Below are 19,984 nucleotides of genomic sequence, written 5' to 3' on the forward strand. Positions count from 1 at the left end.
AACTATGTTCCGAAAGTATTTGGGATGATTTATATGATTGGGCGGATCATCACCAATATGACATCCCAGGTTTTTAACTTGGGATGTCTTATTCGGAGCGTACATATAGGATGAGCAATATTGTGATGCACAAGCGAGCGTGGCAAGGAAGATGAGTTATATTTACAGCCGATTCAATAAAGTTGAAACAAATCCATTGAAAAAACTGAAATGAAAAGATCGTGATTTAGATATTACATATCTACATTTGCCTCATGCGTTATAAGGCTTTTTTGTTTGATCTGAATGGGACAATGATAGATGACATGAGTTACCATATCAAAGCATGGTATCGTATTTTGAATGACCTGGGTGCAGGTATATCAATAGAGCGCACGAAAGAAGAATGTTATGGTAAGAATCATGAATTACTGGAACGGATCTTTCCTGGAAAATTTTCTTTTGAAGAAAAAATAAGATGAGCGTTGCTAAGGAGAAGCAGTACCAGAAAGAGTTTGCGCCACATTTGAAATTAATTGACGGATTAGCTGAACTACTAAATACATATCACAAGCAAGGAATAAAAATGGCTATTGGTTCTGCGGCTATTATGTTTAATATAGATTTTGTTTTAGACGGTCTCCAAATTCGCCATTATTTTGATGCTATAGTTAGCGCGGATGATGTTGTGCGTAGTAAACCAGATCCTGAAACTTATTTAAAATGTGCTACACTTTTAAGCATTGCGCCTGCAGAATGTTTGGTTTTTGAAGATGCCCCTAAAGGAGTTGATGCAGCCTTAAATGCTAATATGGATTGTGTTGTTCTTACTACAATGCATAACAAAGATGAGTTCAATCAAAGAAATATTATATCCTTTCATAAGGATTTTACCGACTTTGCAATGTGAGTTTTAATACTGCATTGCTTAAGGAGCTTCGACGAAATAACTTAATCACATAGGCGCATAGATTTATTCTTTGTTAAGGCATATAGTATCCGCCGAAGGCGGATTATAGTGTCTACGTTATCAAAAAATATGTGTCTTCATGTTTTCTTTTGAATATGATATTCTCTATATGCCTACGTGGTTTGTATTTAGTAAGAAATAGGGAAGTTGTTTTGTCACAATTACTAAGTTGTACAACCGTTTGCACAATTTTGCTTTCTGCATAAGTTTTATCTTTCACGAAGAATGTTTCGTGCAGCATATTGCGCACGCGTTTCTGAACCACAACAGCAAAATATTATACACATGAAAAGAAAATTGACCCTCCTTACAGTTGCACTTTTTGCACTACTTAACAGTTACGCGCAATCGGCTAAGGAAATAAGTGACATCTACAAAGACCTTATGATCTTTGAAAGCCCGATGGCTACATCTTTAAAAAAGGTGTTAAGAAATCAGATATTGAAAAAATACAAAATCCTCAGTTAAAGCAAACCGCTACGGCCTTATTAAACAAAAACTATAAAACTGATTACAGGATTGCTGATTATAAAGCCTGGTTAGCGCCAACTACCTTAGGGCAACAATTAATGATAGGTGATGGATATAGTAAATATGAAGGTATTACAGGGATTTATTTACCGGTAGGAAAACATATTGTTTTGGTTGACGGAATTAATGACGCAAATGAAATAGGGTTGCTGGTGCCTAATTGGAATCGTCGCGCACCAGAGGGAATAAAACCCACAGAAGATCCGGCAGGATGGGGTATACATAAGCAAAGGTTTGTATTGCGAAATGGTGTTAATATTATTGACGTTAAAAAAAATGATGGATTGGCCTATATAGATTTTTATTCTGATGAGCCTGAAAAGGAAAAGTCCATCAAAGTGCATTTTGTAAATGCGAAAGTGAACGGCTATTTTGATGTTGCAAAAAATAATAACGACGATTGGAATAAACTTATTGATAATGCTGTTTATCCGATCATTGATGCGAAAGGAAGGCATATTCAAATTGCTTATCCTGCAGAAGCCTGTAAGAAATATGCTTACGGTAAAGGCGTTGAATTGATCGCTAATTATGATTCACTGGTGTATCGTCAGCATCGTATATTGGGATTGATTAAATACAATAGCGTACCCGATAATCATATTCTGGCCCGTGTTAACTACAATTATTATATGTTTCGGGATGGAGATGGTGTAGCTTACATGGGTACTGACCCAGGCAATGCAATGGCGTTAGTGGTAGACCCGGCGCGTGTAATTAAAGGCGATCCTTGCTGGGGCTTTAGTCACGAAGTGGGCCATGTGCATCAATTGCGGCCTTATTTGAATTGGGGCGGATTAGGTGAAGTAAGTAACAATATCTTTTCTCTTTATGGAACTACTTCATTTGGAAATAAAAGCCGCGCAAGTGAGCAGAAAAATTATCAAAAAGCAAGAGATAGCATTATCGCGCGTAAGATTTGTTACCTGCAGGATAAAGACGTATTTAACCGCTTAATACCCTTTTGGCAATTGCAATTGTATTTTACTGGCGCTGGTAACAATCCTGATTTCTATCCTGACTTATTTGAAGCGTTCAGAAAGCAGGGCAATGCTGAAAAAGTGGGCAGCGTGGCCGCAGATCTGGCGGTTGGGGCGACCGTGGGAACAATCCAGCCCCGTACCAGTTGAATTTTGTAAAAACGGCCTGCGAAGTAAGTAAGACAGATCTTACAGAATTTTTTGATAAGTATGGTTTCTTTTATGTTGGAGCGTTTGAGTTTGGTGATTATGGAAATTATAAATATGAATTAACACAGGAAATGGCGGATAAATGTAGGTCTGAAATTAAGGCCATGAACTTACCAAAACCTAAAGTCGATTTGACAACATTGGAAGATTAATATTTTAGTTTATAAAAACATAAAAAGCCTGGCATATTTTATAGCCGGGCTTTTTTATGTTCATTTGCTGTACTCAGTATTTGTTATTTACTTTTGAAAAACTTAATTCAGACTATGGGAGTAAATATTAAAGCATATCAGCAGATTATTTCAGACCTGAAGCCTGGAAACGTAACGCTTGTTGCTGTTTCTAAAATAAAACCGGTAACAGATATAAAGCTTTATATGATTTAGGACAAAGAGATTTTGGGGAGAACTATGTGCAGGAGCTTGTAGAAAAACAGCCGCAATTACCGGGTGATATTCGCTGGCATTTTATCGGTCATTTGCAAAGTAATAAAGTTAAATATATTGCTCCGTTTGTGAACCTGGTACATGGAGTGGATAGTTTCAATCTGTTAAAGGAAGTCAATAGGCAGGCTGCAAAAAATAATCGGATCATAGATTGTTTGTTGCAGGTACATATTGCAAAGGAAGAAACTAAGTTTGGGCTTAATGAAACAGAGTTGAATGAGATACTTGAAAAAGCTGGTGCTTTAAAAAATATTCAAATAAAAGGCTTAATGGGAATGGCAAGCTTTAGCGATGATGAAGCTATTGTGCGTAGCGAGTTTCAACAATTAAAAGCGATGTTCGATCGACTGGGAAAATCTCAAATCTCAAATCTGAAATCAGAAATTCTTTCCATGGGCATGAGCGGCGATTATAAAATGGCGATAGAAGAGGGGAGTACCATGGTGCGGATTGGTAGCCTGCTTTTTGGGGCTAGAATTTAGTTTTGTGATAGACAAGTTCAATAAATAAAAAACACCTGGCTTATAAGACCAGGTGTTTTTTATTTATCAATTAAAATTAGTTTTTAGTAAACCTGAAGTTGGAGAAGTAATAAGTGATTGTTTTTGATGACTCATATGTTAGTGAAGGCTCTCCACCAATATTTATTACTACTACCCTGTTATGTCTACCTATAGCTTTAGAAAAGTCAATTGTTACATCAATCCATTTTTCTAAATTAGCATCGCTGATGGTATAACTATCTTTGCCGTTATCCCAATATTGCTGGCCGAAAGTACTTTCCTGAGGATACGCCCACATATAGTTCATAACGCGTGGCCACAGCCTTTTATAAACATCATAGGTGCCTGATACATCCGCCTTTTTGGGTGCATATACCTTAAACTTTAAATATTTATACTGTTGCATATCAAATTCGTATTCTTTAGGCAGGCTCAATACAAATGAGCTATTCTTAGATTCTAAAGTTGCTTTAATTACATTTTGTAGGTCTGTACCTGCCGGTGGTGCTGATGCTGGTGCCTCTAAGCTCATTTTCCAATCATTTGTCTGTACCCTTCCATCCAGCAAAAACCTAAAATCAACAAAGGCCTCATCAGGTTTATTATTTACAAGTTCTACTTTTCCGTTGCTAATGTAGGGTGCAAGGAGGTCGTCAATGCCCATTGAATTTGGAATATACTTTACCTTGGTTAATGTACCCGCTTCTAATAGGTCAATCAAATACTGGGCATTATTAGTGGGCATATTGCCTGCCCGGCGTGCGAAGGGTACCAAGGTGCCACCACCAACTACATCGGAAACTCCATTAGCATTATAGCTTGTTTTTGTCATCTCAAAAATAGCTCCTCCGGTAAGATCCAATTCTTTTAAAGATGTAAAATAGAACAAATCCTGAAAGGTAGTGGTGTGAACAGGCAGGTAAGATTTTCTACAGTTGCTACTGAACCAACAGTAAAATTGGTGATATTGTTAGCTTGTAAAGAAGCTTTTTCTACTGGGGAAAAAGTACTCGAACCTAAAGGTACCGCAATAGGAAGTGTTTGCGAAAGTTCTACAGTATCAAGTATTGCTGTTCCATTTACTTTGGGAATAATTTTATATTTCAAATCGAAATTGACCGTGCTTCCCGACTGCAGGTTAAAGGCGAATATGCGAGGATTGGCAGCTCCTGCGCCTTCTTTTCGCACACTGTTTTTATCAGTATAACCATACTGTAACCCATAATAGTCTAGCAAAATAGAAGATAATCCTCCCGGCCAGGTAAGTATGGCTGAGGATTGCGAAGCGAGTACCTGTGGAGGCTGCACAACTAGAGAAGCTAGATCGCTTTCTGTGTATGGTATTAAAGCAATTTCCTGTGGTACCGATTTATTGCCTTGGTCGTCAATAGTAAATACGGTGAAGCGATATAGTTTTGATAGCTCAAGACCGGTTATATTTACCCAGGATACCAATGAATCTATAACCACCTCTTTGTTATCATAGGCAATGACGGTTTTTATCGCCTTGCCTAATTTTATATTTTTTGAAGGAATTCTTCCGGCTTTCATTAAATCAATTTCTACTCTTTCAAATCCTATATGTCCTATAATGGTGTCATATCTGCCCGGATAGACGGTTTCGCCAGTATATTGATCAATGTTGTCGTACATTTTACCGCAGGATAAAATAAAACATACAAATACAAGCAGCAGTAAATATTGTTTTTGATACATAATAACTATTTTATAATATTTTATTATTGAGCCTTGCGACCGAATAAAGTTATTTCAGAAAGACAGTTGGCATCATCTAATGTATAGTTGCCATTGAAGCTTTTCAAAGCCTCGTATCTAAACCATCTGGTACGTTTAGTATAAGCAGGATTATCAGGGTACATATATGCCAAATCTCCGGCTTCTCCCAGTTTTACAAATTCCAGTTCAGTAAGTCCGTTAGGTACCGGTATTTTATGTTGTGTTACAAGTTCCCAGGCCTGAGTTGCATCGTCCCAGATATAAATATTATACAAGCCTACGTTTTCGCTTTGATAATATTGTCCCCGGTTTACGTTTGCTAAACCACCAGAATGGCGTTGCGTTGTGATGATGCGGCTGATTTCATAATAGTCGCCTAAGTCTATAATAAAATTCCATGGCATATTGCCATTTGCTGATTTTCCTGTACGCCCTCTGCTGGCTGTGTGCATAAAATTCAGGTTATCTCCACGGTCGATAATACCATCAATTACCTTTGCATTTCTGCCTTCGAGACCGTTTCCGAAAACCATTGGCACTCCTCCAATCGAATCGTTGGGGTTAGGCAATATCCAATTCGTTTTTGGTATTTGAATGTCTTCGAGTAGCGTAAGCTGTCCTTTGTCCAGGCTTTCAGTAATATTACCAAACTTATCTTCAACTCGCACTTTTACATCTACTTTTCCATTCGTTCCTAATCTGAGATTGCTAACAAACCTTCTATCTGTGAGCTGGTTAGATGAAAAAACTGTAGTTAAGTTTCGATTTTCACCATTTTGTGTAAATGAATAATCCACATAAATATTTACATTCTGTTCGAGTTCGTTTGTCCAATCTAAAAAGAAAGAGCTAAAACCTGCTTTAGCAGTAATAGTTTCTGCTACTCTTTTATAAGCGGGTTCCAGGGGTACAACCTTCACTTCAACCGGATCGGACGAGTTTCCTGCCCGATCAACCGCAAATAACTGAACGGTGTACTCATCCGTACTTCCAAATCCATACACATCTAGTGAGTCTACAAAATAGGAGGCCAAAAATTCAAAAGATTTACTGTCCTTCTTTGTATAAACGGCTTTTACGCCCAGCAAATCTTTATCCGGAGGTATTGTATAATAAAACCTCGCTCCTCCATATAAAGGTTTGTATTCTCTTAACGTTACTTTGCCCGGAGGCGTGCTGTCATCTTTTTCAGACTCGAACCGTTCTACTTTCTTGCAGGTTATAAAAAACAGCAGGCATAGCGGCAATATGAATATTTTACTTTTCATTTCTAAATTTTTATGCTTACACACTTTTGAAGTGTTGTATTACTTGATAGTTCTAATCTTATTACAACCGAACAATGTTTACCATCCCGGATTCTGAATAAGGTTCCCGTTGGTGTTCATTTCATTCAGATCGATTGGTGTTAAACAATCTGTGATGGTGAATCTCCGCTGCTGCTTTATAGACAATACAAAGAAGTCCGCAGCTGTGGTACCTGCATGATTCCATCCCCAGATCGGAGCAGAGAATTCAGCTACTGCTCTTTTATGCCTTAACATATCCCAGAAATGCTGGCCTTCGAAGGCAAATTCTACAGAGCGTTCCTGCAGTATTATATCCCTTAATCCCTCCTTGGTAAGATGTTTATTAGGTGTCCGTGCAAGTGATGGATCGCTCCAAACTATTTGTAAATCGGAATGCCTGCACGCCTGCGCACTTTATTTACAGCTTCGTACGCTTCGCCTGATGGGCCTGAATATTCGTTGAGTGATTCTGCTTTCATCAGATATAAGTCAGCCATTCTAATAAGTGGATAAGGGAAATGGATCACCCTTTGCCAGGCGTTGGATTGAGATTCGGGATGTACTAATTTTTGTACTCCTATTCCTGTTGCTAGGAAATCTGTGGTATGTTGTGAAGAGTTGAACCCACCGTCGGTATTTGCAAACATAATGGTGTTGATTCTTACAGTATGCGCTCTCCAGTATCCGCCAGTAATGCCAAGGTTAGCGTAAAAACGGGGTTCTCTATCCAAATATAATCGTACGGTCTGAACACCGGGCTGCATAATGCCAAATAGCGGGGTATAAGCCTCTTCGCTTTGGCCGGGTGTTGTTACCAGTTCGTTCTTTTTATTCATATCGAACGTGAGATCTTCTGTAACCGGAAGTCCGTTTTTAGTGTAATAGCGTTCTGCCATTTGATAAGTTGCTGCCATCCATTGCCACGAATAGGCAGGCGTATTTACCACACCATCTCCATAACCCGGCGGAAGCCTGATATTAGAACCATGTGCCAATTCTCCCTGATTGTAATAGTCTAAATTTGAATAACCCCATACAACTTCTTTATTCCAAGGATCGCAAATAAGCATCCGTAGATCATACAGTTTTTTCATTTGCTGAGGATTCTTTTCAAAAGCTTCCCTGTCGTATATATAAGGTTCTCTTTCGTAAGTATATAGGCCATGGCCGTTTGTTTCGGCAATGGCTATCGCTTCGTTAATAGCATCAATAGCGGCTTTCCATTTTTCTTTGTCATATTGTATGGGAAAAAAGGTTGCCCGTCATGATCCAAGAAGTCGCCAAAATATTCCTGGTTGCCGTTAAAAAAAGGACTGGCTCGGTAAAATAAAATTTTTGCTTTAATGGCTTTGGCTACCACCTGGTCAATTTGTCCCAACTCAGTAGCGTTGGCTTTTTCTTTAAGGTCAGGAATAGCTTCATTCATTAAATTGATTACATAATTAAAACAGTCTTCAACTTTTGAACGGGGAATGAAAAGTTCTTCTTTTTCTGATTCGGCTGATGCCGTCACTGTAGGGATAACAATAGGTCCATATCTTTCAATCAATAAAAACATGTAATGGGCTTTCAGCATTTTCACCTGGGCTTTCCAATCTTTAAGCTCGGTTTCTGTCATATCCTTTACCTGGTCGATATTAGTTAAAAATACATCAGCCTGCCTGATGGCTTCGTACAATTTTTTTCCTCCCTGCGTGCCAGACCAAAGTCCAAGTTGGGGGTCTGATTCTGTTTGCAACCCACGCATAATGCGCATGGCCCTTAGGTCTCCTGTATTATTGTTCAGGTCTAAACGGCCAACCCATTCATCGCCCAAAGTCCAGGATGTTAAATGCACTTTATCATCTTGTGGCATATAGCTATAAACTTTGGCTAAAGCTTCCCATGCGTTTTCTCTTGTATTAAAAATATTTTCGAGTTTCAGCGTATTGTCGGGTACTATATCCAGATATTTTTTACAGGATATGGCAACTAACGAAACAAATAGCGCAATAATTATTTTCGTACGGTTCATTATAAATGTTTTTAAAATATCAATTGAAAGCCAATATTGTATCTTTTATTAGGAGGATAAGCGAGGCCGTTTTCCCTAACCTCAGGATCCCATAATTTGAACTTGGAAAAAACCATCAGGTTCTCACCAGAGAGATAGATCCGGCTTCCCTGCTTTATTCCAAGGCGTTGTAAGATTTTAGGGCTGTAACCCAACTCGACAGATTTTAATCTGGTAAAGGAGCCATCTCTCAACCACCATGAAGATTGCCTTGTATTGTTGTTAATTGGATCGGTTGATAACCGTGGCCAGAATGCATGTACATTGGGGTTGGTTTCGCTCCAGTAATCATCGGCAATAATGGCTAAAGCATTTCTTCTAAACGCAAAAGGTGCTATTCCATACTTCCCGTCACCTGGGTTAACCTCATCAGTAGCATTAATAAAGAATGAAGACCGGGCGCTTCCATTAAAGAAGAAAGAAAAGTCAACTACTTTGTAAAGGATAGATGCACCAAAGCCATATTGAATTTCCGGTACAGTTGGATAACCCATCGCGACTCTGTCATTATCGTTGATAACGCCATCATTATTTATATCCTTATATTTTATGTCACCGGCCATGTAAGGTCCAAAATCCTGATATGGTGAATTTTGTATTTCATGCTCATCTACAAAAAGCCGTTCTGCAACCAGGCCCCATCCTTGGTTGATATTGCTGCCCAGCCTTTTTAAATATTCATCAGGGTAGTCTTTCTCGTCAATTTTTACAAGTTTGTTTGTTGCATAAGTGAAGTTACCTCTTACGGATGCCCATATATCAGGAGTAATATTTTTTGATAATCGACTGATGCTTCAAAGCCTCTTGATTTAACCTCACCTACATTGCCACTTATTGATGCTTCAAGGCCAGCAGTCGATGGGAAATTTTGCCTTACCATATAAATCTTACTTCTCGTATCACGGTAAATATCAAATGTAGTTTTCAGGGCTTCATTGAAAAGATTCATTTCAAGTCCCATGTTTATTTTTTCTGATTCTTCCCATGTGATATTCGGGTTGGCGTATCTATTTACTGAATAGCCCGGATAAGCATTCATAAAATCGGCACCCCAACGGTACCCATTAATCGTTGAGTTTGAGCCTCCAGTTAATCTTATATCAGAAAGATAGAAAAAACGCCGGCACGACCTGCTATAGCATCATTACCTACTATACCCCAGGAACCTCTTAGTTTTAAAGTGCTAATTACATTTTGCAGTGGCTCCCAAAAAGATTCATTTGAGACTGTCCAGCTACCCCCAACGAAGGGAAGAACCCATACTGTTTATCACCTGTAAATTTCTCTGAACCATTATAAGCATAAGCGAATTCCATAGCATATCGTCTGTCATAAGAGTAGGTAGCTCTTCCCGAGTTGCCCATATTTCTTTGCGGTAATGTTTCATATATACTTGTACTGCTTCCACCGGTAAGCAATTCTTCCTGCATCATACCCACTGTCATCAGCGAAATATTATGACGGTCAATTATTTTATCCCAGTTAAAACGTGCTTCAAAATAGGTCAGCCCGTTGGCATCTCTGCCCGGAATAACATCACCCAAGAAAAGGTTGGTATTGGTGGGGTTAAGTGGAAATAGTGTGTGTTTCCTAGTAACCTGATCATAAGATTCAAGTTCGTAAAAAGCAGGAGAGTAATATCGTAAACCAGCGTACTGGCCCCAAGTCTGAATAGAAGCTTTACCTTGAAACTTCAATCCTTTCAGTAAAAAATCAAGATCCTGCATTAATGTGGCCTGAGCAATAATATTGCTTTCATTTCTTTTTTCATAACCGCGAATCATTTCAGCATAAGGGTTTACTTTTAGGCCTCCGTTTACAAACGTGCTTCCAAAAAGAATATTTTCGGTGAATTGGTTGGCACTATCGGCTTCATATACTACAGGGAAATCAACAGGATTGCTTTGCATCACCATTCTAAAAATATCTGATGCTGATCTATAAGGACCATTATAGTTCTCAAAACGGCCGCTAATCCTAGTATCTAATTTTGTTGTTGGAGTAAGCTTGAAAATAACATTCGATCGGATAAACGAACGGTTAATTTTAATATTATTATTGAAGTTGTTGCGATTATCAACCTTTAGTAATCCGGACTCTCTGTCCACACCCGCAGAAACATAATAAGTTGCTACTTTACCACCACCTTCAAAGTTCACATTAGCCTTCATGTTAGTGGTGTACGGATTGAATAATTCTTTCTGCCAATCGAGATTAGGATAAACCATTGGATTTTCTCCCGATGCGGTTGATTGAATTTTTTGTTCAGAATAAAAGGGGCCAAGTATAGGGTCTCTTGTTAGTCTAGCTTCATTATACAACTTCATGTACTGTACGCCATCAAGCATTTTAATAGTTTTCACTGGTGATGTAACATTCACATCCACCCGCGCGCTTACTCTTAGTTCTCCTTCTCTGCCTGATTTAGTTTCAACTATAACAATACCATTTGCTCCACGTGCACCATAAAGAACAGTGGCAACCGCATCTTTCATAATTGAAAAGGAAGCGATGTCATCAGGCTGTAAACGTGCCAGGTTATCGGTTGTAGATTCAAAGCCGTCAATTAATATAAGCGGCGATGCCTGGTAACCAAAAGTTGTTACACCTCTTACAAAAAACTGAGCATTATCGGCTCCGGGTTCGCCTGATAGTTGATAAGATATCATACCAGGTATACGGCCTGCAAACGAACTCGTCAGATTAGAAGATGGGATGCGCAAATCTTTTGCATTGACAGTGGTAATAGCACCCACAATGCTGGCCTTTTTTGCTTACCAAATGCAACGACAGCTACTTCTTCCATTTGCGATTCATCGTTGTACAGTAGTACTTCGATAATGTTTTTTTCACCAACGATTTCCTTCTGCGTTTTTTTTCCAACAAAGGTGAAGGTAAGTGAGTCGCCGACTGAAGCGGTAATAGTGAACTCACCATTTTTGTCGGTTAGGGTTTGGAGTGACGTGCTGGATACACTGACGCTTACACCTTCTAAAAGGGATGTAGTGCTACCGTCTTTGACAACGCCCGAAATCGATTTTGCATTTTGGCCATAACATGCCATATGCAAAATCCCGGACAACAAAATTCCCAGAATTTTAATTCTCATACTAAAATTGAGTTATGTGTTTAGTTAAAAGGATTGTTTAATTCCTAATAATTGCAGACGTTTTTTTGGCTTAAAGATTTTGGTTTAAAAGCAAGCATTATCTAAACTTCAGCAATCAAGGTGTTAAAGATGTGGTAAAAAAATCGATTTTTCAAAAAAATAAAATTATTTTTTTGTTACGATCATTTTTTCTTTGAGCGGATGGCTAATGCCGCTGTTACTAACTTCTAAATAAAAGGGAATTTGTTTTCGATTATAAACAATATAGCATGAGGTGCGATAATGGGCTAGCACAATTTATATAAAAGATTATTAAAACCTTGTGTAAACAGCCAATTGCGCTACATTGTTAATTGTATTTGAAGCTGCGCCTTTTGCAAAGACATTCATATAGCCGGCTTCTATATCAACTTTTTTGAAAAACGATAACCCAATGCTATATATGCACGGTTTTGATCGAAGAAATGATTGTTGGTGTTTTCTTTATTATGGATGTTAGCAAATACTTCATTCTGCAATGCTGCAAATGGGCCTTTCGTAAATCCGCTCTCAGTGTGGGTTAACGGCTGAACATGCCTGAAAAAATAACGTAAACGTTGCGCAAAAACGGCATCGCCGGATGGCTTCTCAATAAATCGCTGTTCCAATCTAAATCGGTGGCTGAGGTTGCCTGTAAATGCTTTATGGGAAATAATATATTGCTCCCAAACGCGGTGTTCGATAAGAGTGGTATTGGGTGTGCCATCGGTTCGTGTAAACGTGGATGTGAATAAATAACCAACAGTTGCATTTTGATTAGGTTTTATAAAATACGTCAAGCCCGGCCTTACCAATATACTACGAATCCCATCCCAGTCGTCATGACTGCGTACTTGCAAATCGAAATGTAACCCCCATTTTTCATTAAATTTTGTGCTGTTTAAAAAGAAGAACCAGCCACTTTGTTCATGATTGGTTTGAGCATTTGCGTAATTGTAAATACAAAAAGTAAAAGCAAGAAGAACTGTAATTTTTCTAATCATTCTTTCCAAAGCTTGTTAATGAATTGGACAAAGATAATGATACCAAGCTTTAAAAAAGACTACATTCTAAACATGTTTTCCTGATTTAAATATTGATTTATACAATGACATGATTATTGATCACTGCTTAGGATAGGAGCGTTATATTGATCTCCACGGTTTTTGGAACATGCTAACACTACTCGTTTTGAACAGATGAAAACGGGTTCTTGTTTCTTAACTTAAAATATTATTAATAATATTATCTGATAAGCTGGTGGCATTCAATTTGTGTTCTTGTGCTTTAATAGAATTAATGTTTACGTATTGTCGCAATCCGCCTTCAGTTTGTCGCTTTTTGGCTGTGCTGCGTGTTTTTTCTTAATAGATTTGATTAGAAATTTACACAAGCAATAATGAATTTAATAGGTGTTGCTCTTAAACCATAAATATGAAAAAGATTTTTGTATCTAATTGGATTTCTCTTGATGGTATTTTTTCCGGGCCAAATGGCGAAACAGAATGGTTTACATCGGATGAGGATTTATACAAGTATAATATGGAAGATCTGCAACAAGCAGATACTATTATCTTCGGACGTACAACATATGAATTGATGATTGACTATTGGCCAACATCAGAATCGCAAAAAGAATACCCGCAAGCTCATGAATATATGAATGCTTGCAAAAAACATATATTTTCTGGAACAATTCATTCTTCCGACTGGAGTAATTGTTTTTTTCATAAAGAACTTAATCCTGAAGCCATCCATGAAATAAAGTCTGGAACAGAAAAGAATATTGTAATACTAGGAAGTGGAGAAATATCAAGACAGATGCATGCATTGGGATTGATTGATGAATACCATATTCTTTTGGACCCGCAATTTGTGGGAGCAGGGAAAGTGTTTTTTCAGGATATGCCTAAAGAGAAATTATTATTACAGGAATCTAAAAGCTTTGATTGCGGGGTTAATCATTTAAAGTATAAAGTTTTGAAATGAACAAGTGATGCGTAATAAATCGCGTCCCGAGAATCACTGCCATTTAAATAAATAAAAATCATTTTTTTATGAATAACAACATTTATCCCTGTGTATGGTTTGATAATAACGGCTCCGAAGCTGCTCGTTTTTATTGTGACATTTTTCCTAATACAAAAATTGTTGATGACACAGGAATGGTACAGATGTTAAGCATCGACGGACAGAGTTTGATGTTTTTAACTGCTGGTCCTATGTTTAAACCGAATGCGTCCATCTCTTTTTTAATTGCTAACGAAGATGAAAATGAATCAGAGCGGTTGTTCAACGCGCTTGCTGAAGATGGAATAGTACTAATGCCTTTGGATAGTTATCCGTTTAGTTCTAAGTACGGCTGGGTTAGGGATAAGTTTGGTGTGACCTGGCAATTATATACTGGCGAGAAAGGCAATACCGACCAGTATTTTGTTCCAACACTTATGTACGTAAATGAACAAAATGGAAGGGCAAAAAAAGCCATTGATTTTTATACGAATCTTTTTCCCAACTCAAAGACAGAAGGTATAATGGAATATGATGGGAAGGAAGACACAAAAGGAAATGTGCAACATGCGCAGTTTCATATTGATGGGTTTACATTGGCATGTATGGATAGTTCCATTTCGCACGCGTTTAATTTCGATGAGGGAATTTCTCTTACCGTATTAACGGACGATCAAAAGGAAACAGATTATTATTGGAATGCGATGGTTGCAGATGGAGGTGCAGAAAGTAATTGTGGGTGGCTGAAAGATAAATTTGGAGTGAGTTGGCAAATAATACCTAAACGCTTGTTGGAGCTGGTAGGCCAGAGCGATAAACACAAGGCTAAAAAATCCATGGATGCTATGATGACGATGCATAAGATTGATATTGAGAAATTGGAAGCCGCCAATGTTTAAATTAACATTTAAATAAAAATAAATTGATGAAACGCCCGATAAATTTTTTCACATAGGATAATGTATATGTGGCATTCCCCGTCCGAACGGTTCATCCGGGCGGGCATTCGACCATAAAAAAATCGTCCGCCGCGGCGGACAAACTAAAAAATATACGAATGAAAGATCTTACTTATTCAATTGTAATCAATGCGCCGCTTGAAAAAGTCTGGGAAACACTTTGGAATGATGAAACCTATCGTAAATGGACCAGCCACTTTAATCCAGGTTCATATATGGAAAGTGATTGGAAAGAGGGTGGTAAAACATTGTTTTTAGACGCTGAACGAAATGGAATGATATCAATCATTAATAAATTGGAAGTGCCCAGACTTGTTGAATTTTCTCATTATGGTGAATTGAATAAAGGAGTGGAAGATACCACCAGTGAACGCGTTAAAGCTAATGCAGGATCAATTGAAAAATATGAGCTGGAACCAAATAATGATGGTACCTTACTGAAAGCGATGGTACAAGTGACAGAAGAATATGAGCAAATTATGAATGACGGATTTAATAAAGGATTGCAGGAAGTTAAAATGCTTGCCGAACAAACTGATAGTCCTGTAAATACCAAACCCTGATAGTAAAATTTAAAATATTAAAACAAAACCAATGGCATTAAAATTAAACCCATACCTAAACTTTGATGGTAACACAGAAGAAGCATTCAATTTTTACAAAACAGTTTTCGGTGGTGAATTTGCCGGAGAAGGCATCATGAAGATGGGTGGAGCCCCGGGAACAGAGAATCTATCCGAGGAAGAAAAAAACAGGGTGATGCATGTTTCGCTTCCGATAGGAAATGGTCAAACGCTGATGGCGTCTGATATTGTTCTATCCATGGGTCACAAACTCAACACTGGCAATAACGTATACTTGTCTCTTCATCCTGATAGTAAAGAAGAAGCTGATCGCCTTTTCAATGCATTATCAGAAGGAGGTAAAGTGGAAATGCCGATGGAGGATCAGTTTTGGGGAGACTATTTTGGATCTTTTGTAGATAAGTTCGGAATTGGCTGGATGATAAATTACAACCCCAACTTTTAAGTACTTATCTAAAAGAATGTTAACCTGCGATACACATTCGTTGTGTGCCGCAGGTTTTTTGCTGGCATGTTTTTAGCGGCTACATATTTTGAAAATATATGATCACCTATAAAACTCTCATTTATGTTTGATACTAAAGAAAAGGAGTTGGTACTCCAGTCAAAAGCATTACAGATTGTAATTCCGCAATATCGTATGCACACTCAACTTTTTGATAATGTAATTGCGGATATCAGCGGAGTTGATTCTTTGAAAAGAGTTCATGATGTAACGAATCATTTTGTTTGGATGGCTGGGAATATGGTTAATACAAGATATTGGCTTGCGAATATTTTAGGCGTAGAGGATAAGGACCCTAACGATGAGTTTTTTAAAGATGCTAAAGCCCTTGATCTAAATGTTACCTATCCGGAATTAGGCGATCTAAAAAAACAATGGCATCGTATCTCTTCACAATTGTACAATGCTCTTTATAAAACAACAGATGAAGAACTTGCAGTACCTTATAATTTTGGTATGGGAGTTGAATTCGTTGAAGAAAATAAGTTAAACATGGTGGGTATGAGCCTGGACAGGGAAAGTTATTTATTAGGTCAGATGGGTTTGATGCGAAGGGCGCTCGGTTATGAAGGGATGAAGTATGATATGGATAAAAGTATAAATTATTAGATAAGAACTTGTTCAGACTTTTTATAAACTCGTCCGACGTAGGCGGATATATAGTCTCTGGAAAATGAACGATTATGTGTATTTATGTTTCCTGTTTATCATAAATACCTATGTTTCTATGTGGTAAAGAATAAGTTTAAACAACTCCTAATAAAAAAGCGCTGATTCAACCAGCGCTTTTTTATCAAATATATTTTCAGCTCCACGCACCCCAGTCGGTAGTTATTTCAATATCCGGGTGCAGGCTTTTGGCTACAGGGCAGGTGTTGCCTGTGTTCTTTAAGATGGTGATTGTTTTCGCATCAATCGATGTAAGTTTTTCTGGAATATGAACTTTTAAGTCGATGCCACTTACCCGCCTCGGTTCGGCTGCCATTTTTTTCAATACTTCAATCCGTACTCCATCCAAATCGAAGTTCATAGTTCGTGCTTTAATACCCATCACTGTGATCATACAGGTAGCCAGGCTAGTGGCTAATAAATCAGTAGGGGAGAAGCGTTCGCCTTTTCCATTATTATCAACTGGCGCATCTGTTTCAAAATTAGATCCGCTTTTTAAATGGGTGCAGGTTGTTCGCAATTCGCCGTTATAAATTACGTCCGATGTCATGTTTAAATTTTTCATAAAGATAGTTTGTTTCAATTATTAGGCTGATGCGACCACTAACAATTTATATATCCAGCAATAGTTGCCGTGTATTAAATTGCTTTTTTATATTTAAGTTTGAACTTTGTGACAACATCCAGAAAAAAACTATACACATGAAGGCGAGGGCAATTATAGTGATGGGTGTTTCGGGTAGCGGTAAAACATCGGTTGGTAAAGCCCTTGCCGCCGCCAGTGAAATTCCTTTTATTGATGGTGATGATTTACATTCACAGTCAAACATAAGCAAGATGGAACAAGGCTTGCCGCTTACCGATGAAGACCGTTTTGATTGGTTTAACAGTATTATTGATGCAGCTACAAAAATGATAGCAGGAGGCACATCATGTGTTTTTGCTTGTTCGGCTCTTAAGAAAAAATATAGAGAAAAACTTAGGAATGAAATTGATCCTGTTTGTTTTGTTTATCTGAAAGCATCTTATGAACGTGTGTATCAACATCTGCTGGATCGTAAAGGACATTTTATGCCGGTCAGTTTATTAAAAAATCAGTTTGATATACTTGAAGAACCAGGTGTTGAAGAAGAAGATGTTATTACCATCGAAGTAACTGATAAGTTATACGATACAGTGTCTGCAACATTGCAGGCAATAGATTAATTTTTAAAACAGATTGCATGTCTTCAGTTTTAATACTTATTACTGGTATAACATTATTGCTGTTATTGATAGCAGGTTTGAAGCTTAATGCATTCACTGCCCTTGTTATAATAGCTTTGTTTATTGGTTTTGCAAACGGAATGGATGCTTCTGTAGTTGTTGCTGCCATTTCGAAAGGTGTTGGAGATATTTTAGGGCCAGTAATTGCAGTGCTAGGCTTTGGTGTAATGCTGGGAAGTATTTTAACAGAAACAGGTGCAACAGCACAAATCAGCGAGCGGCTGCTGAAAGTATTTGGACCTCAACGGGCAAAGCTGGCCGTTTGTGTTACTAGCTTTTGTGTTGGATTGGCTTTGTTTTACAATGCCGGTTTCATTGTACTTATTCCTTTAGTATTTGCTATTGCCTATAAAACGAAGGCTCCGCTTGTTTATCTTGCCATTGCAATGGCTGCCCCGCTTTCTGTAACTCACGGGTTTTTGCCACCACATCCGGGCCCTGTTGTGATTGCAAGTATTTTCAAAGCTAACATTGGGCTTACATTATTATATGGGTTGTGTATTGTTATTCCTATACTGATATTAGCAGCTATTATTTTTCCTGAAAAGATTAAAAAAGTAATCGCAAATCCGCCGAAGGGCATTTTTAACGAAGAGGCAATTGAGATAAGAAATCTTCCAAATTTTAGCCTTAGCCTTTTTGTAGCACTGATACCCGTAATATTATTAATTGCTTCAACCTTCCTGCTTCAGGTAGTTCAACCTGAAAAAGGCGCGTTACGTAGTTTGCTGGTTTTTATTGGAGATCCGGGAATGTCGCTTTTGATTGCTGTAATATTAGCGGTGTTTTGTCTTGGTTTACTTCGCGGAATAAAAGTAAGTACATTGATGGATAAATCAACGACTGCGATTGGAGCGATTGCTCCAATTATCCTGATAACAGCGGCTGGCGGTGCATTGAAACAGGTGCTTATAGAAAGTGGAACCGGGGATGCCATTGCAGCTTTTTTTAGAGAAAGCTCAATGCCTCCATTGGTATTAGGATGGCTTGTAGCAACAATGTTGAGAATTGCTATCGGTTCGGCAACGGTTGCTGGCCTAACTGCTGCAGGAATTGTACAACCTTTGGTAACAAGTATGAACGTAAGCCCGGAACTTATGGTGTTATCGATTGGAGCGGGTAGCCTGATGTGTTCGCATGTAAATGATACCGGATTTTGGATGTTCAAAGAATATCTTGGACTGAGCTTGAAGGATACTTTTAAAACTTGGACGGTGATGGAATCTATTGTTGGTGTGGCGGGATTAGTTGCTGTATTGTTGTTAGATGTGGTTGTTTGATTTAAGCATGATTTTATCGTTTATGTAGGATGAGTTATATTCTACAGTATAAGTGAGTGACACAACAAAGATGAGATTTGTTTATAGTTGGCCTAATAAAAAATTATTTTATATCAAGACTGTTAATTCGCTTCCTGTATTTAGCTGGCAGTAATATTTTTTTAGCAGCCCATCCATTTTTATTAACCTGCTTAATTTGTAAACAGGAACAAGTGGCGCCAAGAGAGAGAAGTTGTTAAAATGCAGTAATTCTTTTACCCGCCGTGGCACTACCAGTTTCTGCCCCTCCACTAATATTTTGAACCGCACCACCCCTAAATGTTTTTTATATTGTTTGAATAGGTCTATGGAATAGTTGCTTTTTTGCAAGTTATTATCTAAATGTTCTTTACGAACAGGTAACCAATCCTGATAAGTTGGTGGTAAGTCCTTTAAGTTCATTCTTACTCCGACTCTATAAAAAACGTTATAAACTTCATTTTTTTCTATATCAGTTAAGTGGTGTTCTAAAAGCTCGTAAGAAGCAATTGAATAATGAATCAGCATAAACAGTACATCGCGGTATGCCCAATCGGGAATGGCTGATCCTCTGTTTTGTTCTACACCTTTGTGTATTTGCGTTATTACATCGATTGCCTTATGAGCTTTGTCAGTTGGGGAAAAGACAATTTCTTTAGCGTAGGTAACAGTCGAAAAAGCCCGATAGGATCGGAGGGAAGCTTGCCGGTGAAATAAAGCCAATCCACTGCTTTGTTTAACGCAAACTCTGCGGCGGCACCTGCAAAAATGAAAAGTATGGTATCACTCTTGCCCCAGATCTTCCTAACAATAGAATCCTTTTTAGCAAATAGTTCCATGAGTTATTAGTTGCTGGCACTAAGTTAAT

At 38.1% G+C, this 19,984-nt stretch carries 24 protein-coding genes and 1 pseudogene; 12 read left to right on the forward strand and 13 right to left on the reverse strand.

Annotated elements, in window-relative coordinates:
* Positions 1-254 precede the first annotated feature (254 nt).
* From MKP09_RS12070 to MKP09_RS12090, 5 genes and pseudogenes are all read left to right on the forward strand, one after another.
* Positions 255-889 (forward strand): annotated as a pseudogene (locus MKP09_RS12070) (HAD family hydrolase).
* Positions 890-1,234: 345 nt separating this feature from the next.
* Positions 1,235-1,417 carry a hypothetical protein gene (locus tag MKP09_RS12075; protein ID WP_240830257.1) on the forward strand — a complete coding sequence of 61 codons (183 nt, stop codon included), beginning with the start codon at positions 1,235-1,237 and terminating at the stop codon, positions 1,415-1,417.
* A gap of 101 nt (positions 1,418-1,518) precedes the next feature.
* Positions 1,519-2,610, forward strand: coding sequence for a M60 family metallopeptidase (locus tag MKP09_RS12080; RefSeq protein WP_240830258.1), 1,092 nt, complete (start codon positions 1,519-1,521; stop codon positions 2,608-2,610).
* A complete protein-coding gene (locus MKP09_RS12085) occupies positions 2,607-2,822 on the forward strand; it encodes a hypothetical protein (protein ID WP_240830259.1) in 216 nt (71 codons plus the stop codon). The genes MKP09_RS12080 and MKP09_RS12085 overlap by 4 nt, the downstream gene beginning before the upstream one ends.
* A gap of 260 nt (positions 2,823-3,082) precedes the next feature.
* Positions 3,083-3,598 carry a YggS family pyridoxal phosphate-dependent enzyme gene (locus tag MKP09_RS12090; RefSeq protein WP_240830260.1) on the forward strand — a complete coding sequence of 172 codons (516 nt, stop codon included), beginning with the start codon at positions 3,083-3,085 and terminating at the stop codon, positions 3,596-3,598.
* 76 nt (positions 3,599-3,674) lie between these two features.
* On the opposite strand, the gene MKP09_RS12095 is transcribed toward MKP09_RS12090, so the two are convergent.
* From MKP09_RS12095 to MKP09_RS12140, 11 genes are all read right to left on the reverse strand, one after another.
* Positions 3,675-4,508, reverse strand: coding sequence for a hypothetical protein (locus tag MKP09_RS12095; protein WP_240830261.1), 834 nt, complete (start codon positions 4,506-4,508; stop codon positions 3,675-3,677).
* On the reverse strand, positions 4,487-5,335 hold the full coding sequence (locus tag MKP09_RS12100) for a DUF4998 domain-containing protein (protein ID WP_240830262.1): 849 nt from the start codon (positions 5,333-5,335) through the stop codon (positions 4,487-4,489). The genes MKP09_RS12095 and MKP09_RS12100 overlap by 22 nt, the downstream gene beginning before the upstream one ends.
* A 23-nt stretch (positions 5,336-5,358) precedes the next feature.
* A complete protein-coding gene (locus MKP09_RS12105) occupies positions 5,359-6,624 on the reverse strand; it encodes a DUF4959 domain-containing protein (RefSeq protein ID WP_240830263.1) in 1,266 nt (421 codons plus the stop codon).
* A gap of 78 nt (positions 6,625-6,702) precedes the next feature.
* Entirely contained in the window at positions 6,703-7,026 is a 324-nt protein-coding gene (locus MKP09_RS26090) for a RagB/SusD family nutrient uptake outer membrane protein (RefSeq protein ID WP_317235339.1), read from the reverse strand.
* Positions 7,023-7,739: a RagB/SusD family nutrient uptake outer membrane protein gene (locus MKP09_RS12110; RefSeq protein WP_262915345.1), complete on the reverse strand. Its 717-nt coding sequence runs from the start codon at positions 7,737-7,739 to the stop codon at positions 7,023-7,025. Before MKP09_RS12110 ends, MKP09_RS26090 begins: the two co-directional genes overlap by 4 nt.
* Before the next feature lie 92 nt (positions 7,740-7,831).
* Positions 7,832-8,659, reverse strand: a complete 828-nt coding sequence (locus tag MKP09_RS12115) for a RagB/SusD family nutrient uptake outer membrane protein (protein WP_240830264.1) — start codon at positions 8,657-8,659, stop codon at positions 7,832-7,834.
* An 11-nt stretch (positions 8,660-8,670) separates the two neighbouring features.
* Positions 8,671-9,261, reverse strand: a complete 591-nt coding sequence (locus MKP09_RS12120) for a hypothetical protein (RefSeq protein WP_240830265.1) — start codon at positions 9,259-9,261, stop codon at positions 8,671-8,673.
* A 179-nt stretch (positions 9,262-9,440) separates the two neighbouring features.
* Positions 9,441-9,737, reverse strand: coding sequence for a TonB-dependent receptor domain-containing protein (locus tag MKP09_RS12125; RefSeq protein WP_240830266.1), 297 nt, complete (start codon positions 9,735-9,737; stop codon positions 9,441-9,443).
* A gap of 148 nt (positions 9,738-9,885) precedes the next feature.
* Positions 9,886-11,454 carry a SusC/RagA family TonB-linked outer membrane protein gene (locus tag MKP09_RS12130; RefSeq protein WP_240830267.1) on the reverse strand — a complete coding sequence of 523 codons (1,569 nt, stop codon included), beginning with the start codon at positions 11,452-11,454 and terminating at the stop codon, positions 9,886-9,888.
* Entirely contained in the window at positions 11,397-11,807 is a 411-nt protein-coding gene (locus MKP09_RS12135) for a carboxypeptidase-like regulatory domain-containing protein (RefSeq protein WP_240830268.1), read from the reverse strand. The genes MKP09_RS12130 and MKP09_RS12135 overlap by 58 nt, the downstream gene beginning before the upstream one ends.
* A 401-nt stretch (positions 11,808-12,208) precedes the next feature.
* A complete protein-coding gene (locus MKP09_RS12140; RefSeq protein WP_240830269.1) occupies positions 12,209-12,829 on the reverse strand; it encodes a DUF2490 domain-containing protein in 621 nt (206 codons plus the stop codon).
* 430 nt (positions 12,830-13,259) lie between these two features.
* Between MKP09_RS12140 and MKP09_RS12145 the strand changes: the two genes are divergently transcribed.
* From MKP09_RS12145 to MKP09_RS12165, 5 genes are all read left to right on the forward strand, one after another.
* Positions 13,260-13,814, forward strand: a complete 555-nt coding sequence (locus MKP09_RS12145; RefSeq protein ID WP_240830270.1) for a dihydrofolate reductase family protein — start codon at positions 13,260-13,262, stop codon at positions 13,812-13,814.
* A 68-nt stretch (positions 13,815-13,882) separates the two neighbouring features.
* On the forward strand, positions 13,883-14,734 hold the full coding sequence (locus tag MKP09_RS12150) for a VOC family protein (RefSeq protein WP_240830271.1): 852 nt from the start codon (positions 13,883-13,885) through the stop codon (positions 14,732-14,734).
* 158 nt (positions 14,735-14,892) lie between these two features.
* Complete coding sequence (locus MKP09_RS12155; RefSeq protein WP_240830272.1) at positions 14,893-15,357, forward strand: SRPBCC family protein; 465 nt, start codon at positions 14,893-14,895, stop codon at positions 15,355-15,357.
* A gap of 31 nt (positions 15,358-15,388) precedes the next feature.
* Positions 15,389-15,823: a VOC family protein gene (locus tag MKP09_RS12160; RefSeq protein ID WP_240830273.1), complete on the forward strand. Its 435-nt coding sequence runs from the start codon at positions 15,389-15,391 to the stop codon at positions 15,821-15,823.
* Between the two features lie 123 nt (positions 15,824-15,946).
* Positions 15,947-16,492, forward strand: a complete 546-nt coding sequence (locus tag MKP09_RS12165; protein ID WP_240830274.1) for a DinB family protein — start codon at positions 15,947-15,949, stop codon at positions 16,490-16,492.
* Between the two features lie 196 nt (positions 16,493-16,688).
* Here the strand turns inward: MKP09_RS12165 and MKP09_RS12170 are convergent, their stop codons facing one another.
* Positions 16,689-17,117, reverse strand: coding sequence for an OsmC family protein (locus MKP09_RS12170; RefSeq protein WP_240830275.1), 429 nt, complete (start codon positions 17,115-17,117; stop codon positions 16,689-16,691).
* A gap of 137 nt (positions 17,118-17,254) precedes the next feature.
* On the opposite strand from MKP09_RS12170, the gene MKP09_RS12175 reads away from it, so the two are divergent.
* Together MKP09_RS12175 and MKP09_RS12180 are read left to right on the forward strand one after the other, a co-directional pair.
* A complete protein-coding gene (locus tag MKP09_RS12175) occupies positions 17,255-17,758 on the forward strand; it encodes a gluconokinase (protein WP_240830276.1) in 504 nt (167 codons plus the stop codon).
* A gap of 17 nt (positions 17,759-17,775) precedes the next feature.
* Complete coding sequence (locus MKP09_RS12180; protein WP_240830277.1) at positions 17,776-19,098, forward strand: gluconate:H+ symporter; 1,323 nt, start codon at positions 17,776-17,778, stop codon at positions 19,096-19,098.
* Between the two features lie 108 nt (positions 19,099-19,206).
* On the opposite strand, the gene MKP09_RS12185 is transcribed toward MKP09_RS12180, so the two are convergent.
* Complete coding sequence (locus MKP09_RS12185; RefSeq protein WP_240830278.1) at positions 19,207-19,839, reverse strand: oxygenase MpaB family protein; 633 nt, start codon at positions 19,837-19,839, stop codon at positions 19,207-19,209.
* Positions 19,840-19,984: the final 145 nt, after the last annotated feature.

This window comes from Paraniabella ginsengisoli, from assembly GCF_022513635.1.
Lineage (GTDB): Bacteria > Bacteroidota > Bacteroidia > Chitinophagales > Chitinophagaceae > Niabella > Niabella ginsengisoli.

Excerpts from the sequence above, each read along its gene's own strand:
- MKP09_RS12075 (WP_240830257.1), top strand. The coding sequence starts at position 1,235 with ATGAAAAGAAAATTGACCCTCCTTACAGTTGCACTTTTTGCACTACTT.
- MKP09_RS12080 (WP_240830258.1), top strand. The coding sequence starts at position 1,519 with ATGATAGGTGATGGATATAGTAAATATGAAGGTATTACAGGGATTTAT.
- MKP09_RS12100 (WP_240830262.1), bottom strand. The coding sequence starts at position 5,335 with ATGTATCAAAAACAATATTTACTGCTGCTTGTATTTGTATGTTTTATT.
- MKP09_RS12105 (WP_240830263.1), bottom strand. The coding sequence starts at position 6,624 with ATGAAAAGTAAAATATTCATATTGCCGCTATGCCTGCTGTTTTTTATA.
- MKP09_RS12110 (WP_262915345.1), bottom strand. The coding sequence starts at position 7,739 with ATGAAAAAACTGTATGATCTACGGATGCTTATTTGCGATCCTTGGAAT.
- MKP09_RS12115 (WP_240830264.1), bottom strand. The coding sequence starts at position 8,659 with ATGAACCGTACGAAAATAATTATTGCGCTATTTGTTTCGTTAGTTGCC.
- MKP09_RS12120 (WP_240830265.1), bottom strand. The coding sequence starts at position 9,261 with ATGGCCGGTGACATAAAATATAAGGATATAAATAATGATGGCGTTATC.
- MKP09_RS12125 (WP_240830266.1), bottom strand. The coding sequence starts at position 9,737 with ATGAATGCTTATCCGGGCTATTCAGTAAATAGATACGCCAACCCGAAT.
- MKP09_RS12135 (WP_240830268.1), bottom strand. The coding sequence starts at position 11,807 with ATGAGAATTAAAATTCTGGGAATTTTGTTGTCCGGGATTTTGCATATG.
- MKP09_RS12140 (WP_240830269.1), bottom strand. The coding sequence starts at position 12,829 with ATGATTAGAAAAATTACAGTTCTTCTTGCTTTTACTTTTTGTATTTAC.
- MKP09_RS12145 (WP_240830270.1), top strand. The coding sequence starts at position 13,260 with ATGAAAAAGATTTTTGTATCTAATTGGATTTCTCTTGATGGTATTTTT.
- MKP09_RS12150 (WP_240830271.1), top strand. The coding sequence starts at position 13,883 with ATGAATAACAACATTTATCCCTGTGTATGGTTTGATAATAACGGCTCC.
- MKP09_RS12155 (WP_240830272.1), top strand. The coding sequence starts at position 14,893 with ATGAAAGATCTTACTTATTCAATTGTAATCAATGCGCCGCTTGAAAAA.
- MKP09_RS12160 (WP_240830273.1), top strand. The coding sequence starts at position 15,389 with ATGGCATTAAAATTAAACCCATACCTAAACTTTGATGGTAACACAGAA.
- MKP09_RS12165 (WP_240830274.1), top strand. The coding sequence starts at position 15,947 with ATGTTTGATACTAAAGAAAAGGAGTTGGTACTCCAGTCAAAAGCATTA.
- MKP09_RS12170 (WP_240830275.1), bottom strand. The coding sequence starts at position 17,117 with ATGAAAAATTTAAACATGACATCGGACGTAATTTATAACGGCGAATTG.
- MKP09_RS12175 (WP_240830276.1), top strand. The coding sequence starts at position 17,255 with ATGAAGGCGAGGGCAATTATAGTGATGGGTGTTTCGGGTAGCGGTAAA.
- MKP09_RS12180 (WP_240830277.1), top strand. The coding sequence starts at position 17,776 with ATGTCTTCAGTTTTAATACTTATTACTGGTATAACATTATTGCTGTTA.